The sequence below is a fragment of the Shewanella eurypsychrophilus genome (assembly GCF_007004545.3).
In the GTDB taxonomy this organism is placed as follows: Bacteria; Pseudomonadota; Gammaproteobacteria; order Enterobacterales; family Shewanellaceae; genus Shewanella; species Shewanella eurypsychrophilus.
The window spans coordinates 3,485,248-3,502,781 of the sequence record NZ_CP045503.2 but is presented as its reverse complement, the minus strand read 5'-3'; the positions used below and the strand labels follow the sequence as shown (position 1 = coordinate 3,502,781).

Here is a 17,534-nt window from a genome sequence, read left to right as displayed (position 1 = left end):
TATATCCATTCTAAAATAACAACTTAAATTTCAAGGATAGGCAAAGCGTGAACTTCAGTAATATTACCTGGCTCGATGATAAGGGCCATATCAAGCCCCCGCTTTATCTATATTTCATGCTGATATTTATCGCTCGCGGTTGGTGTATCTTTATCGCTTCATTGACACAGTCCAGTGATAGAGCGGCGCTGGTAGCCATGTTCTATCCGCAAAAGTCTGATTTTGTCATGGCGCTTATCGCTGGTTTCGGTGCCTTACTTATCTACGGCTTTATTATTGCCGAGCGTAAACGTAAGCCTAGTTGGGTCCGGCCTCTATTTGCTCAACTTAAATGGTGCTTGTTGCTGCTCCTTGTGATCGATGGGGCTTTGTTATTCGAGAGGAGCATTAATTCACATTATGTCTATAGTTGGAGCACAGGTTTGGACGCGCTGCTGTTATTTTGGAGTTTGATCTATCTGTTTAAATCTAAGCGCTTAAGTCACTACTTTGCCGATTGGAATAAAGATGAGGATGAGCAGGTAGGCAAGCCAGAATTAGCGGAAAAGCCCAGCAAGTAAGTAAACTCTGCAAAACTTAAGCAAAAAAATGGCGCTGCAAGGGCAGCGCCTAAAGATCTTTTACTTTTACTGTTTAGTAAGAGAAGAAATACAGACATCTAAATTGTATTTCGATCCAGGAATGTTAACAAAATACCTTGTCAAATCTATTATCTCTACACTCAACAGCAAGTGACTGCATGGATACTAGCTCTGACATTAAGGACAATTGACAGCAACACTCTTTAAGTCAATGTAAGCGGGGTGTCTACATGTTCCTAAAGAACTCAATAACTATAGCATAAAGAATATTGTATACAATGTCCGATCCGTATTTTATGTTGTTATTTTGTTATATCTTATCTCGTTTTTTGTCATTATTTGAACTTGGTAAAATTCTAGTGCTTTACATTTTGCTATAATCAACTGCTGCGGCAATGGAATAGACTGCAAATTCAGCTTATGTTTAGTAAGAACCGCTCACAATTGCCGCAATTATCTTAGGTTTACTCTGCTTAAGTGCCTTCTTTGTTACTTTTTATATTTTTTTACCATTTTTTTCACAAGGTTTTTAGTTATTGCTCTATAGTTATGTCATTAAGTTCAGTAGGTTTTCAGTAACAGTATTATACTTAAGTTAACAAGCTAATCTGTAATGGAGTGGGATCATCTAATGGGATTGGTTGATCGAAAAGGTGTGACAAAGGAGTTTTTTGGGGTGGCTAAAGCCGAGCAAATACAATTACCTATATCTAAGCTACAAATTGGGTTAACGGTCAAATTACCGCTTTCGTGGAAGAATCATCCTTTCCTATTCAATCGTGTGGAAATTAAAGAAGAAGCCCAGATCGAGTTGATAAAAAGCTTAGGGGTTCCCTACGTGATCTTGCTATCTGGTGAAGAGTTATTACCAGAAGAGATTGAAGAGGTTGTTGAGGAAGAAGTTAAACAAGTTATAAAAGAGGTTGATCCTAAGGCGCTCGTGCGTAAATCGTTAAGGTTGAGCCAACAGCGATTTGTGAAATGTGTCAATGAAAGTCGAGCTGCATTTAGCAAAGTCGGTAGTGATCCTGAAGGCGCTTACCGTAGCTCTGTAACGTTAGTAGAAGAGCTATTGGATCATATGTTAGAGGTTGATAAGCCATTTCTGGCATTAGTGAGTGCGGGAGAATCTGATTCGAGTGTTACTCAGCATGGGATCTCTGTAGCCGTTGTTGCCTTGATGATTGCTAAAGCGCTGGATATGTCAAAGTCTGATATGCGCGATATCGCCTTGGGCTGCTTGTATCATGATATTGGTAAACTGAAGGTTCCAGATAATATTCGTCGCAAAAAAGGGGCTTTGACCGATCATGAAGCCAATTTTATGAAGATGCATCCGAATTTTAGTTACGATATGCTGAGTAAATCTGGACTTTATAATCAAGAAGTCTTGAATATTGTGCTTCACCATCATGAGTTTATCGATGGCACTGGTTATCCTGATGGTCTCAAAGGTAATAAGATCCCTATGGTGACGCAAGTAGTCAGTCTGGCTAATGATTATGATCGGCAGTTATGGAGTGATAATGTTCGCTCTCCCCAAGTTGCTTTAGGTTATCTTTTTAAGAATCGCGCTGGTAAGCACGCTGAATCGTTAATTGCCGTTTTAGTAAAAATCTTGGGTATCTATCCTCCTGGCACTTTAGTTGAGTTATCAGATAAATCTGTCGGTAAGGTGATGATGACCACCGAAGAGGTTAAACAGCCGCAAGTGTGGGCCTGTAAACCCGATGGCAGTGAACCTGGCTTGCGATTTTTGTGCAATGAAGAAGTGCTTGTCGAAAAAGCATTAAAACTTGAAGAGTTATCAGAGGGGGCCATGAGAGTATTGCAAGCTGATATGGGGGTTAGTTTTTATTTCACTGGGATACCGAGTTAGCTTTATTTCAATCTTGTACTGAGATAGATATTAGTAATAGGCTCAGGTTAGCTTTATGATGTTTTTATTGATGTGATACTGAGTAGTATAACTTTTGGGGTTACAGTTTGAAGATTAGCACAGTGAGTATTGTCGGTTGTGGTTGGTTCGGTTTCCCTTTAGCTAAGCATCTTGTCAAACTGGGATATGAAGTCAGCGGCAGTAAGAGACAAGGTGAAGCCGCCAATACGTTGCAAGTTGATGGAATAAATGGGTTTAGTTTAGACCTTGATAATCAACAGTTTAATGAAGAGTCAGTTGATATTGAGAGCCTTGAATTACTCGATTTCGAGGCTAAAGCCAACCTAATTGTAGCTCTGCATACCGATGCGATCGTCATAAATATTCCTCCCTCACTCAGAAAGCATCCAGATGCGTACCTTAAACGACTCGGCTTTTTAAAGTCGTTAATGGATGACCATCTATATCAACGTGTCATATTTATCAGTACCACCGGAGTTTATCCAGCTACGGGAGAGTCAATGACAGAGAGTGATGCTTCGCCTCACTCGCCGTCGAGCGAAATTTTACTTCAGGCTGAAAGCCTATTCTCAAAAGATTATCCTACCAGCGTGCTCAGGTTCTCGGGTTTGATTGGTCCCGCTAGGCATCCTGGGCGTTTTCTTGCGGGAAAGAAAGACTTGTCTGGGCCCGATGCTGCGGTCAATTTAGTCCACCTCGATGATTGTATTGGCGCCGTTTCCTGTCTGCTTTCTAGTGAAACAATCTCGCCTGTCTATAATCTCTGCGCCTCGGGTCATCCAAGTAGAGCTGAGTTTTATACTCAAGCGGCTGAGCATTTGTCATTAGAGGCACCGAGTTTTGGGACTGAGCCCCAAGTCGAAAAAATTATAGATGGCAGTAAGATAACCAAGGAGTTAGGCTTTCATTACCGCCATGACTCACCATTAGACATGTTGGATAAGTGCTGATTACATTGACTGTGAGTTTGGTAACTAGCTTTCTAGCTAGATCTTGTACTTAGGTTTTATCGCTATAATTTATAAAAAGTTTATAAAGCGTTAAGGAGATATGATGGGTGTTATCAAGTGGTCGTTTGCCGCCTTATTTATCGTGATGGCTAGTTTCGTTATAAGTGACAGAGCCGAAGCCAAGGACTTTGTCGAGGGCGTAGATTACGTGCAGGTGAGAGGGATCCCCGAGGCAATATCACCGATAGTGAGGGAGTTTTTCTCTTATAACTGTCCACACTGCTATCGCCAGGACCCTATTTTTGAAGAAACAGTCGAACTGCTTGGCGACAAGGTTAAATTTGAACGTACGCCTATCGGGGCTGGTCGTCCGAGCTGGATTTTAAGTCAGGAAGCCTATTATCTTGCGCAAAAACTTAAGATGATCCGCCAAGTTCATGGCAACCTTTTTAAGCGTATTCACGAAAAAGAGGGGCCCTTTACCCGACCAGAGCAACTCAAGGACTTCTTTGTACAGCAAGGCGTAGATGCTAAAGATGTTGATGAGGCGATGAACTCTATCGATTCTAGTCTGGCCATTGCCAATTATGATACTCAAGCTCAGTTAGCTGGAATAAGAGGCGTACCTTCACTGTTGGTGAATGGTAAATACCTTATTGCTTCAAAATCGAGAACAGCTGAAGAATTAGCTGAATTGGTGAGTTATTTATCCACACTCGAATAAAGCCATAAAGAGTAACTTGCTTAGCCATTAGCCAGAAATTGTTACCCTTTGAATTATTTTATCGGATGCCAATTGTTCTGCCGCAGACATTCAGTATGTTAACGCTGCTGTTTGGCACGCACCTGATAACCCATAGCCGTGACAATCTGGCACATATAAGGGTCGATATGTTTGAAGAACTTATGCCAGCCCTGACATAAATAATTATGGCCTAACTCACCTTCGTAGGAACGTACAAAGCGGTTTTTAGGACATTCACCAAAACAGGCAAACTTATAATCACAACTTTGGCATTGTTTTGTGAGTGTCTTGCTCTTGGCAAACCCGAAAGCTTGCTGTTTTGGTGATAATGCCATTTGATCAAGTGGCTTTTCATGAATGTTACCAATTTTATATTCTGGATAAACGTAATGGTCGCAGGTAAACACATCGCCGTTAGGCTCCATTGCTAACCCCTTGCCACAGAGCGATCCGAGTGTACATAGTGGATTAGTTCGGCCCATCCAGGTCTCAACACTCGCTTCAAAATATTGCACATAGACTTTACCTATGTCTTGGACTATCCATTCATCAAATACGCTACAGAGAAACGTTCCCCAGTCTTCACTAGACACTGACCAAGAGGTCACAACCGAATTACGCGTACCAGGCTTTGCCTGCTCACTGCCTAAGAAAGGAATCTCGTGTTGGTCCCAATTCTGCGGCGCCGTTTCTCTAAAGGTTTTTGGCTCAGCAATAGGAATAAACTGTATTTGAGGTGAACGAACGACATCTCGAAGGAAGCGATAAATTTCTAGAGGATTTTTACTGGTCAGGTTATTGATACACGTTAGGGTAGCAAAGTTCACCTTGTAATGGTGTAACAGCTCAACGGCTCGCATCACTTGTCTAAAAGTGCCTTTTCCTGAGCGATTTTTTCGATAGGCATTGTGGTACATCTCAGGACCATCGATGCTTAGTCCTACAAGAAAGTTGTGCTTGGCTAAGAACTGGCACCAAGTATCATTTAGTAAGATACCATTAGTTTGCAGATCATTTGAGATAGTCACATCAGTAGGTGCATATTTAGCTTGTAACCTGACTATTTCCCTAAAGTAATCTAAGCCCAACATCGTTGGCTCACCCCCTTGCCAAGTAAAAATAATTTCAGGAGTATTTTGCTGCTGAATATATTGTTTTATATAGGCTTCCAGTTCATCGAAAGGCATTTTAGGACTGCAGCCTTGCTTATATTCAAGTAAGTCCTGCTTACTTAAATAATAGCAGTAAGTACAATCGATATTGCATGCAGCCCCGATGGGCTTACTCATCACGTGAAAGCGTTTACTGGCTTTTCCCTGATATTGATTAACTTTAATCGTCTGCATGAAATGCCTCTATATTCGCTAAAACTGATAATAAATTCAGTATAAAGATTAACTAATGTATCGACTATGAAGTGCGGCACACTGATAGCAAAACAGGAAGTTTTACCAGTCGTAGCTTTTCATTGGTTTTTTCAACAGTCTAATTTTTATGTGCAGACGTTAGCTTGTGTTTATACCAATCGGTATTAGTGCTGTATTGTCGATTTGTCTTCACGAGAGGTTATGATTAACCGTTTGATATTTATCGAACTGGTGGGGAGGTTTCGAATCATTGAACAATCAATGACTCGAAGCGATAAGAGAAGAGTAGGAGATAAAGCCAAGGAGATGATTAATTACTTATACTCATTTGACTCATTTGACTCATTTGACTCATTTGACTCATTGCCTAATGGACTAAAACTGTTGGTTGTATTCTAAACGGAAATCACCATCTTCAAAGTTGTTTTGCGTTGTGTTGTACCATAATCGGAAGTTCTGCGTCGGCGTCATCTGCCAACTGAGAACAAACTCGTGAGTGAGGCCATCGCTGCCTTTTAGGTTATCTGTGTATACCTGCTCACCAAAGATAGCTTGAGTATAAACTGGGTTATAGTTTGCCCAAATTGTATCAGTTAGCTGGAATTTGTTGTAAAGCGTGAAACTCGCAAAAGCGAAATCGGAGTTAAGGCCAGTGGAGTCGCCATCAGCAGAGCGGTATGAGCCATCATTGTACTGCACACCAGCAGCGATAATAGGGAAGGCTTGCCAGAAACCCACTTTAGGTAGAGCTTGGATCATGCCAATGGATGCAGTACCTGAATTGGTATCAAAATTATGGATAACGTCCATGGATATGCCACGGCCATTGGTCATATCGACATCAAACTTTCGAAAACGTAGCTCTGAAATACCATCATTAGCCATATCTGGGTTCATCGCGCTCGAACCGTCATCTTTGGTGTGCTCACCCAACATGCTTTTGACTTCAAATAGCACCATAGACATCTCCGTCAGTGAGCCTGTGTCTAAGGTTTTACCTAATTTAAAATTGATACCGTTAGTACCGTATGAACCACCTACTTGTGTATAAACGGCCAATGGATCGGACATATCTTGAACCTCTTTCTCTTCCGCAATGGCGGATTGAGCAAGCAGAGGCAAAGTGATGACGGCGAGATAGGAAAGCTTAAACTTCATGGTTGCACCTACATTTAGAATTGAATCAAATTAAGTAGCTGCAGCATAATTATTTTAATGGTTTACCAACACTCGCAAATTTCCCTGTTTTAGGTCATGTCAGCAGAGATATGTGATCAATGCTTTACTTCGAGTTGCTCAATCACTTCAGCAGGAACCAGTGGAGTTAATTGAGTTAAGCAGCGCTGTACGTCCTCACTGCGATTATTGATCAAATGCTCACACAAAGCGTACAAATACTGAGGATTACCACTGGTTTGATAGGCCTCATTAAGCGCCGTACTGGCTTTATCTGTGGACACAGGGATCAGAGCTATGCCGTACACATACCAAAATCGACTATTTTCAGGTGCTAGCTTAGTCGCTTGTTGCAGGTATTTTATCGCTTGTTTATCCTGATTGATCCTCAGCAATGCTAATGCATAACTGAAGGGAAGATTTGCGTCACTGGGCTGAGCTAGCATACCTTGATTAAGTATTAATAAGGCTTGTTGCTCTTTTTTCTGACCTCGATATAGATCCGCTAAGTTGACGTAAGCGCTGGCAAATATCGGCTCAATCTTAATTGACTCAAGGTAATATTGTTCAGCACGTTTTAATTGGCCTAAAGATTGATGGATATTGCCTAAGTTAGTGCGAGCAAAGCCTCTATCTGAATTGAATTCCTGTACCTTTATGTACTCATTTAAGGCCGATTTTAGCTGGTTTTGTTGCTGCTTAGTCAACTCTTGCCAGTCATTCACTAGGCTGCTGGCAGCCGTTGTCCTAATAGCTAAAACTGGATCTTTTAGTGCTGGGGACAGTAAGCGCCATCTGTCTTTTATCGGATAGGGCTTTGCTGCAGTTATAGCGCCAAGGCGGATATTTTCATCATGGTTGCGTGTCGCTCTTACGATAGCGACAACCCCATTTCTGCCCGGATAATTTTGTAATCGCTCTAAAGCCGCTGCGCGAACGATGTTTGCCTGTTTAATATCTTGGGCGATATAGGAAAGTGTGTGTGAGGCATTGGGATCACCCAGACGTGCCCCATAGAAGGCATCGCCAAAATGCTTACTCTCACTATCGCTGTCTGCGTCATGCCACTTGTTAGTGTGTTGCAAAGCCCATTCAGCGCTTTCATCTTGATGGCATCGATTACAAGCATTTGGGCTATTGAGTTTAATCGTTTGTGATGGGTTAGGAATGCTAAAGCTGTGATCGCGGCGCTCATCAATTTGCATATATGTCGTTTGCGGCATGTGGCAATTGATGCACTGGGCGCCTGCAGAATCAGCTTCATGTTGATGATGGCCACTGACATCAAACACTGATGGCTTATGACACTGTGCACATAGAGCATTACCTTCGATCACTAGCTTATTTGAATGTGGGTTATGACAATTACTACAAGCAACCCCTGCCTTATGCATTTTAGATTGCAAGAAAGAGCCGTACACAAACACTTCATCATAGACTTGCCCATCGTCATAATAGTGATTCTGATCGAGCAAGTTAAGCTGGTACCTGTCACCAAAGGCTTGCGAGACAAGTGAATTATCTTCACTAATCTGTGTCCTGCGGCTATGACATTGGGCACAAGTTTGCAACTGGTCAGTCGCATGGGGTTTATCCGCAATGGCAGTTTTGCTATCCGCAGCCCAACGCCAGTTCTTGACAGGTTTAGATAAATCCCGTGAAAAACCTATTGCTGTGGTTTGTCTATCTGTTGCTGTCCAAGCGATATGTTCACTGGCAGGTCCATGGCAAGCTTCACAAGCGACATTGATTTCAGACCACTGAGTATCGTAACGATTACTTTGTGAGTCGTAGTTTTTAGATAAGTTAGTTGAGTGGCAATCTGCGCACATGAAGTTCCAGTTTTGACCTGGGTTGGTCCAATAAAAATCATCTGTGACTTTCTGTTCAGGGTAGAGGTGGTACCAGCGTTGACCGCCGCTCTCTTGCTGGCGAGTATCCCATGCAAATGGGATCAATTGTATTCTGCCATCTTCAAACTCAACCATATATTGTTGCAGCGGATCATGGCCTAAGGTGTACTTGATTTGATAATCGCTTAGCTTGCCATCACTGCCTGCAATCTTGACCCAATATTGTTCACCTTTAATAAAGAATCGATTCTCCATGCCATTATGCACGAGTGTGATATCGTTAAAATCACCCCGAACCGAACTAGAGTCTGCATGGCGCATCGACATATCATGATCTGAGCCTTGCCAATCTTGATACTCAGTTTGATGGCAATCGATACAAGTCTCGGTGCCGACAAAGTCGGCAGCTTGTACACTGTAGGCGCAGGTTAATACAGCTACGAGTGCCAGTACTGATGAAAGTGAAAGATTCAAACAATGAGATGACATGATTGCTAGCCTGCTATATCAGTTTAATATTGAGTTGTAATTTCAGATGAGCAACTCGATTGTAAAAAAGTTGCTAGGTTAAAAGAACAAGTTAGGGCTAACTGACTAACCCATGAGCTAAGGCATATTGGATCAAGTCTGCCGTTGTTTTAGCATTGATCAATTTCATGATGGTGTATTTGTGAAACTCAACGGTTCTAGGAGAAATAAATAACTCTTCGGCGACCTGTTTAGCGGATTTCCCTTGTACCAGTAGTCTGAGTACGCTGAGTTGCCTTGCCGATAATGTAGGCGCCGCTTCATCGACCTGTATTGACTTAGAAATATATTTCTTTCCCTCTAAAACACTTTCTACTGCCTTAAGAAGATCTTCGGTCGCTTCATGCTTTAACACGTAGCCTAAGGCTCCGGCGGACATTGCGCCTTCTGCATACTCTTGTTCATCATGCATAGTGAGACAAATTATCTTAAGGTCGTTCTTTACTCGTTTTAACGCCGCTATAGCAGCAATACCTGTCATGCCTGGCATACTTATATCTGTGATCACCAGCTCGGGTTTGTGTTTCTTGACGAGTTCGACAAGCTCTTCACCATTTTTTGCAATGGCTAGAATCTCATGTTCAGGCTGTAATATACCTGCGATACCTTGAGCGACAATCAGATGGTCATCGGCTAATACTATTTTACTCATAGTGATCCTCTATTGAAGGTATGGCTATATCGACGACAAAGCCGCCCTCATCGGGTGAAATAAAGGTGACGGTGCCGTTAAACAGCTGCACTCTTTCTCTAATACTGACAAGTCCAATACTGCCACGATTTTTTTCTAAACATGCTTTGCAACCAATACCGTCATCGACTATCTGATAATTTAGTTGCCCCTTGATGATTTCCAGTGAGATAAATACCGCCGAGGCTTGGGCGTGTTTAACGACATTATTGAGGGACTCTTGTAGCACTCTGTACAGATTTAATGAGAGCTCATTACTCAATCTTGGTAGATCGGCGAACATGGTTTGTAATTCAAGTTCACTGATCTGTGCTATACGGCGAGATTCAGCTTTAAGCGCAGCATTTAAGCCGAGATCTTCGATAATGGCAGGGTGCAAAGAGCGAGACAGTGATTGCATATCTTTGGCTAACTGCTGAATGGTATTGAGTAGCTCTATAGCTTCTGGTTTGACACTTTCTCTAACAACCTCTGCCACACTATTCGCTTTGATGGTTAATAAGGCGAGTCGCTGAGAGTAGTTGTCATGTAACTCTCTTGATAGCAGTCGTCTTTCGGTCTCTTGGCTTTCCATCAAGTGACGTGAAAGCGACTCTAACTGTTCATTTTGGGTTTCAATAGAAACCCAAAATTGGTAGCGCTCATACGCCGCTGCCAATATTTGCCCTAAAGCTTTTAAGCGCTCTAATAACACAGGTGCCCAAGTGTCATGGTTTTTATAACGGCTGCTGGCGATAGCTCCCCATATTTTTCCACGCACTGTAATTGGTAATACACAATGGGCTATGATCCCCTGCATACCGACCATCTCTATCTCATCTTGAGTGAACACATCAGAAATAGGGCCCGAATGACAGACCATCTGGCCCTTACTGATCTTGCTGACATAAGGCGTTTTAATTCCTTCTCTAGGTATGAGAGTGGGTGTATACCCTTTTGTTGCAACCGAATAACCGCCTTCAAATGTGTCACCATCTTTTAAACGGAGAATAGCCATACGTTGTACATCGGCGATAGGGAGATAGTTGGTCAGCGCTTCTTTTATTTTTTCTGGAATCGTATCGTTGTCATTTTCAAGAAGTGCATTCAGCACATCGATAAAAAAATCGTGTTCAGCGCTGGATAAAAACAATGACTCATCTAGATGCTCTACCACATGACCTCCTATCTATTTGTATATTTCTATTTTGTGTTCTTGTCCATGATATTACTAGTCATATCATCAAAAACGCGACAAAACTGTTGAAATTACTAGTGTGAATTTTTAGTGCATATCGCTCACAGCTAGAATATTTATATTCAACTCATAGCGCTAACTCATCCCAAACGCCAAAAGCTATAAAGTAAATTGTCACTCATCATTGGTGTTTACCTAGTGTTTCTAGCCTCTCATGCTACATTAGTTATTGCTAAATATTATCTAGATTCACAGTTTTATGCGAAAGGATCGCTAACTCGTAGAATTGCGAGGTTTAATTTGACTGAGAGCAGTGTTTAATTAAATACGTCAATACATAACGTATTTTAGTGAGTGGTTTCTTACAACGACTCATTGTTAAACATCAAAGCTCTGAATAGAGGGGAAATTATGTCTAAGATGTTATCTAAAGTGGCGTTGGCTGTGGGGCTCATGGCTACCGCTGCTTCTGCTATGGCTGCAACCGATCCAGAACGTCCAAATATTCTGGTTATCTGGGGTGACGATATTGGTTATTACAATATCAGCGCTTACAACCAAGGCATGATGGGTTATCAAACCCCTAACCTTGACCGTATTGCTAACGAAGGTGCATTGTTTACCGATCATTATGCACAACAAAGCTGTACCGCTGGTCGGTCCTCATTTATTACAGGGCAGCATCCATTCAGAACTGGCCTATTGACCATCGGCATGCCTGGTTCTGATCATGGTATCCCTGATTGGGCGCCAACGATTGCAGACGCGCTTAAAGATAAAGGTTATACCACTGGCCAGTTTGGTAAAAATCACTTAGGTGATCAAGATAAGCATCTGCCAACAGCCCATGGCTTCGATGAGTTTTTCGGTAACCTTTATCATTTAAACGCTGAAGAAGAGCCTGAAACCTATTACTACCCGAAAGATCCAGAGTTTAAGAAAAAGTATGGTCCACGCGGTGTGATCCACTCGTATGCCGATGGTCGTATCGAAGATACAGGTCCTATGACACGTAAGCGTATGGAAACTGCCGATGATGAGTTCGTTGGTGCTTCGATTAAGTTTATCAAAAAAGCGGTAGCAGCTGAAAAGCCATTCTTCGCTTGGGTAAACGCATCACGCATGCATATACACACTCGTCTGCAAGAAAAATATGACGGTATCACAGGTATCGGTATTTACCCTGATGGCATGGTTGAGCATGACGATCATGTGGGTCTGTTACTTGATACCTTAGATGAGTTGAAAATCGCCGATAATACTATCGTGGTTTATTCAACCGATAACGGCGCAGAAAAATTCACTTGGCCTGACGGCGGTACTTCACCATTTCACGGCGAAAAAGGCACAACCTATGAAGGTGGTATGCGTGTTCCTCAGCTAGTTCGCTGGCCTGGTGTGATTGAGCCTGGTACAAAAGTTAATGCCATGATGTCACATGAAGACTGGATGCCAACGCTATTAGCAGCAGCTGGTGAAGACTCTTTAGTAGAAGATCTTAAAGAAGGGACTCACTTTAACGGCAAGGACTGGCGTGTACACTTAGATGGTAGTAACTTCATGCCTTTCTTCAAGGGTGAAGTTGAGCAAGGTCCACGTACCAGCAAGATGTACTTCAGTGCCAACGGTGAGCTTAATGCGGTTCGTTGGAACGACTGGAAAGCAAGTTTTGCCATGATGGACGGCGATATGCAGTCTGCAGTACGTAATGTACCAGCATGGGCTTCTCTGACTAACCTACGTGCAGACCCATTTGAAATGGCAGCGAAAGAGTCCGGCATGTATGTACGTTGGATGATCGATAATATGTGGTTGTTCGTGCCTTTGTCCCAAGAAGTGGGAAAATTCATGGGCTCACTTGAAGGTTACCCTATGCAGCAAGGCGCAGGTTTCAGTGCCGCAGATATTAACTACAACACGCTTAAGTTACAAAAAGTACTTAAGAAGCTAGAAGCGCAACAGTAATCGTAGTCGCTATTTAGTATAAGTAATATAAAGCTCCAGATGGTTACCCTCTGGAGCTTTATTTTTGAAAGTTATTGGTAGAGGTTAATATGTACAAACTCTTATTAATTGTTCCACTTGTTTTTATTCAAGCTTGCAGCAGTTTGGCAAATATCGATACTCAGCTCAAAGAGTCTGTTTTAGCCGATATGGTGTTAGTACAAGCTGGCAGCTTTGAAATGGGGGCTAAATGTCAACCAGAGAAGAAATGTGTTCACCCTCAACATAGCGTAACACTTGGGGCTTTTTACATAGGTAAATACGAGGTGACTCAGGCGTTATTTGATTCTGTGTTAGGGGCGAGCCACTCCTATTTTGTCGGTGACAACTACCCAGTCAATAACCTCAGCTGGCAGCAAGCCAAATATTTTATTAGCCAGTTAAACATTAGAACAGGTCTCGAGTTTAGACTGCCCACTGAAGCTGAATGGGAATATGCTGCAAGGGGCGGTCAGCATAGTAAAAACTATACCTTTAGTGGTTCAAACAATATCGAAGACGTTGCTTGGTTCGCCAAAAATTCAAATAATAAAGCCCAGGCTGTCGGTTTGAAAGCGCCCAGTGAGCTAGGTTTATATGATATGACAGGCAATGTTGGTGAGATGACTGAAGACGCGTACGATACTGAATACTATCGCTATTCACCCGAGGTTAACCCTGTAAACTCACTCGAATCCAAACATTACCTTGCCTATAAGTCTGTACGTGGTGGCAGCTTTGCCTATGATGCAGATGAGTCGGAAAACTTCAGACGTGATTCAGCTAGCCAAAGTGCAGTGATGCCTGATATAGGCTTAAGACTCGCACTGTCAGTTGAGTGAGCTTTTTATCATTGTATTAAGCCATTTTTCTTATCGAATACCGCCCTTAAAAGCGGTATTTTGTTTTCCCGCTTACCTAGTGCAAACATCTGCATCTTTTATCTAAAAACCAGAAGATTTTCGAGTCTTTTAATATAAGGAACTCGGTGATAATGATATCAACATTATTGCTTAATAACTTCTGAGATTAATGAATGAAATTTCTACTTAAACCATTAGCGGTCAGCATTGCACTAGTATCTATGCCTAGTTTCGCTGCGGGAACTATTTTGAGTGAACTGGGCAGTTTAAACGCCAGTACAGCAGGTGCAGGTAGCGCCGCTATTTCTGAAGGTGCAGAGAGTGCTTATTCAAATCCAGCTGCGATGAGTTTGGTTGAAAAATCTACGCTGACTGGCAGCCTTCAAGTCTTTAACTTAAATCTTGAATATCAAGATCAAGGTTCTAACGGCCGTTTTGGTGGTAGTGACAGTCACTTAGATGGTGGCAATGCGGGTAGTGCTCTGCCATTAGGCTCTGTTTATTGGGTTAATCCGTTAAGTGACAAGTGGGCGTTGGGTTTAGCGATGGCATCACAGGGCGGTTCTTCTGTCGATTATGGTGATGACTGGCGTGGTGCAAGCCTTATCAGCTCTGTTGACTTGATGACAGTTCAAGTTAATGCCTCCGTATCGTATAAAGTCAACGAGCAGTGGGCTGTAGGTCTAGGTCTCGTATCTGAATACGCCTCTATCGTACAAACTCAGCAATTTACACCCAATATCAGCTCTGAATATGAAGCCGGATCAATGGAGTTTGGTGTTAATTTGGGCTTACATTACACCATTAACGAAGGCAATATGCTGGGTTTAACGGTTCGTTCTGGGCTTGACCATACCCTTGAAGGTGACTTTAGATTAAATCGTAACGGTAATATTGGAACCTATGATGCAAGCCTTGGGCTCGTTGCACCTGCAATCATCAAAATGAGTGGTTACCATGCGTTAAACGACCAGTTTGCCTTATTGTGGTCACTCGATTGGCAAGATTGGAGCAAAAATCAGTCAAGTGTGTTGATCTTGGATGAAACAGGGCACCAGGCTAACATAGATAGAAATTGGCAGGATACATACAGTGCTTCGCTGGGCATGCATTATCAAGTCAGCCACCAATGGCGTTTAGAATTTGGCATTGGCTATGAATCATCTCCATTGAGTGATACTGCTGATAATGCTCTCAACCAATACCCTGACTTACCTGTGGATGAGATCATTCGAGTTGGAATGGGTGCAACCTATAAAGCGACAGAAGACTTTTCGATCAATTTCTTTGTTGAATACCTTGATTTAGGATCGCCAGAAATTCGCTATGAAGGATTGGCTAACAGCGCACTCGTTGGTCAGTATGATAATGATGCGGGCATTGCGGGAATAACAATGAACTGGCAGTTTTAATCAACAAAGATAGGGAAACTGTGATTGAACGCTCACCGAGTTTGGCTGAGATTAATTGTGGACTAAGGCCATAGTAAGATGGGTATAATATTAAAATTGGCCAATAATCATTACATTACTTCTTAGTTTGGTCGTTTTACGGCTCAGCTTTTTTGTTGCCAGCAATAAATTTAGGCTGAGGTAACGATGCAAAGTGGATCTATATAGGTAATTGAGCATGCGAATAGAAGATTTAAACTTGTTTACTATTGTGGTGAAACTGGGCAGTTTTACTGCAGCGGCTAATGCACTCGATCTACCTCGGGCTAATGTCAGTCGTCGTATCGGTGAGCTGGAAAAATCACTCAATGCACAGCTGTTTTTTAGGACGACTCGCCAGCTCAGATTAACACAGCACGGCGAAGCCTATTATCACGAACTGCTCACAGTCTTAGAAGGGTTCGAGCAGGCCAAAAACAAACTGCTCGATATTGATGAAAAGCCTGTGGGTAAAATTAAAGTAGGCTTCTTGCCTGAAAGCGATGAAGCACTGCAGCCCGCATTGGCAAAATTTCAGCAAATGTATCCCGAAATTGAACTCGATCTGCGGATCACGAATAACTATGCCACCGACATATACACTCAAGCACTGGATTTTGTCATTCACGCTGGCAAGGTGCAAGACTCAGGTTTTATTGCGAGGCGACTTCTTAGTCTGGGTCGTAGCATCTACGCTAGCCCTGAATATTTAAACAAACACGGTGTGCCTAAAACGCTGCAGCAGTTAGCTCAACATGAGGCTATTTGTTACCGCTGGCCTGATGGCACACTTGATGATAAGTGGGATCTGATCACCGACATTGTTAACGTTAATTGTCGTTTCAGTTGTAACCATATGGGCTTTGTTCGTCGGGCCATTGTTGGCGGTCAAGGCATTGGTTTTATGCCGCCTTTGTTTGCGCTTGCTGCAATAGAAAGTCAAAGCTTAGTGAGAATATTACCTGAGTATGAATCTAAAAAAGAAGACGTTTGGTTGATCTACCCCGATCGAAAAGGGATCAGTTTGCCTACCCGGTTATTGATTGACTTTTTATTACAAGAAATCCCAGAACGCGCTGGTTTGTCATGATTATCATGACAGTGTGGTGCAGTACAGCCTGATTATCTTCTTTATTTAAACCCTTAAACTCTCTCCTAATTATTCTATTTGGAGAGAGAGATGACCGTCTCACATTCAAAACTTACAAAATTTGTAATCGCGCCACTGGCTGTTGTGATTTTTACGGCTTGTAGCCAAGCACCGGCACAAATAGCTACAGCAGGAAGTAAAGTTGAACGTCCCGTCCAAGTGATGATACTTGAAAGTACCCAGCAATCTAACATTAAACAATTCTCTGGCGTGCTCGAAGCGACGCAAACCGCAAACTTAGCCTTCAGGGTGCCAGGTACGATCCAGGACATATTTGTCAAAACTGGTGATAATGTCGAAAAAGATCAGATACTGGCGAGACTCGACCCCCATGATTACCAAGTGAATGTGGTTGAACTGCAAGCGCGGCTCGCCGAAGCTAATGCCGCCCATCATCTAGCAAAAGTTGAGCTCGAACGCGTTCAGCAGGCCATCGCTGATGATGCCATTTCTAAGGTTAATCTAGACAGAGCACAAAGTGGCTATCAGCGGAGCTTAGCCATGGTTGATGTGATGACGCAGAACCTTCAAAAATCCCAAGATGCACTCGATTATACTGAACTCAAAGCGCCGTTTAGTGGCGTTATTGGTTCAAAATCACAGCAAACGTTTGAACAAACCTCACCAGGGATCTCACTGTTTTCACTGCATCAACCTAACGAGTTGAAAGCCATGATAGATGTGCCGGAGAATTTAATGAATCAATTGACGCTTGATCAACTGGCGTCGGTTCATTGGCACGGAGCAAAGACAAGTTTAACCGCAAGACTCAGTGCGATGGATACCTTGGCTGATCCGATTAAACAGACTTATACGGTTGAATTTGTCATCGAGCAGGTAACGAATGCATTGCCAGGAAAAGCGGTCAATGTGGCGGTCAGCTTCAATAACAATGGCGCGAGTTATTGCGTACCCTATGCGGCGCTAATTGGCGAGGGTGCTGATAAAAGTGTCTATGTGGTTAAAGAGGGCACCGTCATTGAAAAGGCGGTAACGCTTGAGTCGCTGCGCAGTAACAGCGTCTGCTTGAGTGGCGAACTGCACACGGGGGATGCCATTGTGACAGCAGGAGTGCATTACCTTAAGCCCAATCAAACGGTTACCAATACCTTAGTTAAAGCATTTAGCTATTAGGAGTCA

14 protein-coding genes are annotated in these 17,534 nt (G+C 42.6%); 9 read left to right on the top strand and 5 right to left on the bottom strand.

Annotation, left to right across the window (positions count from 1 at the left end; all coding sequences use genetic code 11):
- Positions 1–47: 47 nt before the first annotated feature.
- The 4 genes from FM038_RS14820 (at position 48) to FM038_RS14805 (ending at position 4,155) form a co-directional block, all read left to right on the top strand.
- Positions 48–560 carry a DUF2919 domain-containing protein gene (locus FM038_RS14820; protein WP_142874148.1) on the top strand — a complete coding sequence of 171 codons (513 nt, stop codon included), beginning with the start codon at positions 48–50 and terminating at the stop codon, positions 558–560.
- Between the two features lie 697 nt (positions 561–1,257).
- Positions 1,258–2,460, top strand: coding sequence for an HD-GYP domain-containing protein (locus FM038_RS14815; RefSeq protein WP_142874787.1), 1,203 nt, complete (start codon positions 1,258–1,260; stop codon positions 2,458–2,460).
- Between the two features lie 107 nt (positions 2,461–2,567).
- Positions 2,568–3,431, top strand: coding sequence for an SDR family oxidoreductase (locus FM038_RS14810; protein ID WP_142874147.1), 864 nt, complete (start codon positions 2,568–2,570; stop codon positions 3,429–3,431).
- A 103-nt stretch (positions 3,432–3,534) separates the two neighbouring features.
- The gene (locus FM038_RS14805; protein ID WP_223292868.1) at positions 3,535–4,155 is read left to right on the top strand and encodes a thiol:disulfide interchange protein DsbA/DsbL; all 621 of its coding nucleotides are present in this window, start codon (positions 3,535–3,537) and stop codon (positions 4,153–4,155) included.
- A 98-nt stretch (positions 4,156–4,253) separates the two neighbouring features.
- Here the strand turns inward: FM038_RS14805 and FM038_RS14800 are convergent, their stop codons facing one another.
- From FM038_RS14800 to FM038_RS14780, 5 genes are all read right to left on the bottom strand, one after another.
- Positions 4,254–5,522, bottom strand: a complete 1,269-nt coding sequence (locus FM038_RS14800; protein ID WP_142874146.1) for an anaerobic sulfatase maturase — start codon at positions 5,520–5,522, stop codon at positions 4,254–4,256.
- Between the two features lie 396 nt (positions 5,523–5,918).
- A complete protein-coding gene (locus tag FM038_RS14795) occupies positions 5,919–6,701 on the bottom strand; it encodes a hypothetical protein (protein ID WP_142874145.1) in 783 nt (260 codons plus the stop codon).
- 116 nt (positions 6,702–6,817) lie between these two features.
- The gene (locus FM038_RS14790) at positions 6,818–9,061 is read right to left on the bottom strand and encodes a multiheme c-type cytochrome (protein ID WP_142874144.1); all 2,244 of its coding nucleotides are present in this window, start codon (positions 9,059–9,061) and stop codon (positions 6,818–6,820) included.
- 97 nt (positions 9,062–9,158) lie between these two features.
- Complete coding sequence (locus FM038_RS14785) at positions 9,159–9,752, bottom strand: response regulator (RefSeq protein WP_142874143.1); 594 nt, start codon at positions 9,750–9,752, stop codon at positions 9,159–9,161.
- Positions 9,745–10,947: a GAF domain-containing sensor histidine kinase gene (locus FM038_RS14780; RefSeq protein ID WP_223292867.1), complete on the bottom strand. Its 1,203-nt coding sequence runs from the start codon at positions 10,945–10,947 to the stop codon at positions 9,745–9,747. The genes FM038_RS14785 and FM038_RS14780 overlap by 8 nt, the downstream gene beginning before the upstream one ends.
- A gap of 432 nt (positions 10,948–11,379) precedes the next feature.
- Between FM038_RS14780 and FM038_RS14775 the strand changes: the two genes are divergently transcribed.
- The 5 genes from FM038_RS14775 (at position 11,380) to FM038_RS14755 (ending at position 17,528) form a co-directional block, all read left to right on the top strand.
- Positions 11,380–12,933 carry an arylsulfatase gene (locus tag FM038_RS14775; RefSeq protein ID WP_142874142.1) on the top strand — a complete coding sequence of 518 codons (1,554 nt, stop codon included), beginning with the start codon at positions 11,380–11,382 and terminating at the stop codon, positions 12,931–12,933.
- Between the two features lie 89 nt (positions 12,934–13,022).
- Entirely contained in the window at positions 13,023–13,793 is a 771-nt protein-coding gene (locus FM038_RS14770) for a formylglycine-generating enzyme family protein (protein WP_142874141.1), read from the top strand.
- A gap of 194 nt (positions 13,794–13,987) precedes the next feature.
- Entirely contained in the window at positions 13,988–15,226 is a 1,239-nt protein-coding gene (locus tag FM038_RS14765; RefSeq protein ID WP_142874140.1) for an OmpP1/FadL family transporter, read from the top strand.
- A gap of 217 nt (positions 15,227–15,443) precedes the next feature.
- Complete coding sequence (locus FM038_RS14760; protein WP_142874139.1) at positions 15,444–16,334, top strand: LysR family transcriptional regulator; 891 nt, start codon at positions 15,444–15,446, stop codon at positions 16,332–16,334.
- A 90-nt stretch (positions 16,335–16,424) separates the two neighbouring features.
- The gene (locus FM038_RS14755; protein WP_142874138.1) at positions 16,425–17,528 is read left to right on the top strand and encodes an efflux RND transporter periplasmic adaptor subunit; all 1,104 of its coding nucleotides are present in this window, start codon (positions 16,425–16,427) and stop codon (positions 17,526–17,528) included.
- The last annotated feature ends 6 nt before the right edge of the window (positions 17,529–17,534 follow it).

Bases quoted from the DNA above. Each gene is read 5' to 3' on its own strand.
- FM038_RS14775 (WP_142874142.1), top strand. From the start codon at position 11,380: ATGTCTAAGATGTTATCTAAAGTGGCGTTGGCTGTGGGGCTCATGGCT.
- FM038_RS14760 (WP_142874139.1), top strand. From the start codon at position 15,444: ATGCGAATAGAAGATTTAAACTTGTTTACTATTGTGGTGAAACTGGGC.
- FM038_RS14800 (WP_142874146.1), bottom strand. From the start codon at position 5,522: ATGCAGACGATTAAAGTTAATCAATATCAGGGAAAAGCCAGTAAACGC.
- FM038_RS14770 (WP_142874141.1), top strand. From the start codon at position 13,023: ATGTACAAACTCTTATTAATTGTTCCACTTGTTTTTATTCAAGCTTGC.
- FM038_RS14785 (WP_142874143.1), bottom strand. From the start codon at position 9,752: ATGAGTAAAATAGTATTAGCCGATGACCATCTGATTGTCGCTCAAGGT.
- FM038_RS14805 (WP_223292868.1), top strand. From the start codon at position 3,535: ATGGGTGTTATCAAGTGGTCGTTTGCCGCCTTATTTATCGTGATGGCT.
- FM038_RS14755 (WP_142874138.1), top strand. From the start codon at position 16,425: ATGACCGTCTCACATTCAAAACTTACAAAATTTGTAATCGCGCCACTG.
- FM038_RS14790 (WP_142874144.1), bottom strand. From the start codon at position 9,061: ATGTCATCTCATTGTTTGAATCTTTCACTTTCATCAGTACTGGCACTC.
- FM038_RS14795 (WP_142874145.1), bottom strand. From the start codon at position 6,701: ATGAAGTTTAAGCTTTCCTATCTCGCCGTCATCACTTTGCCTCTGCTT.
- FM038_RS14765 (WP_142874140.1), top strand. From the start codon at position 13,988: ATGAAATTTCTACTTAAACCATTAGCGGTCAGCATTGCACTAGTATCT.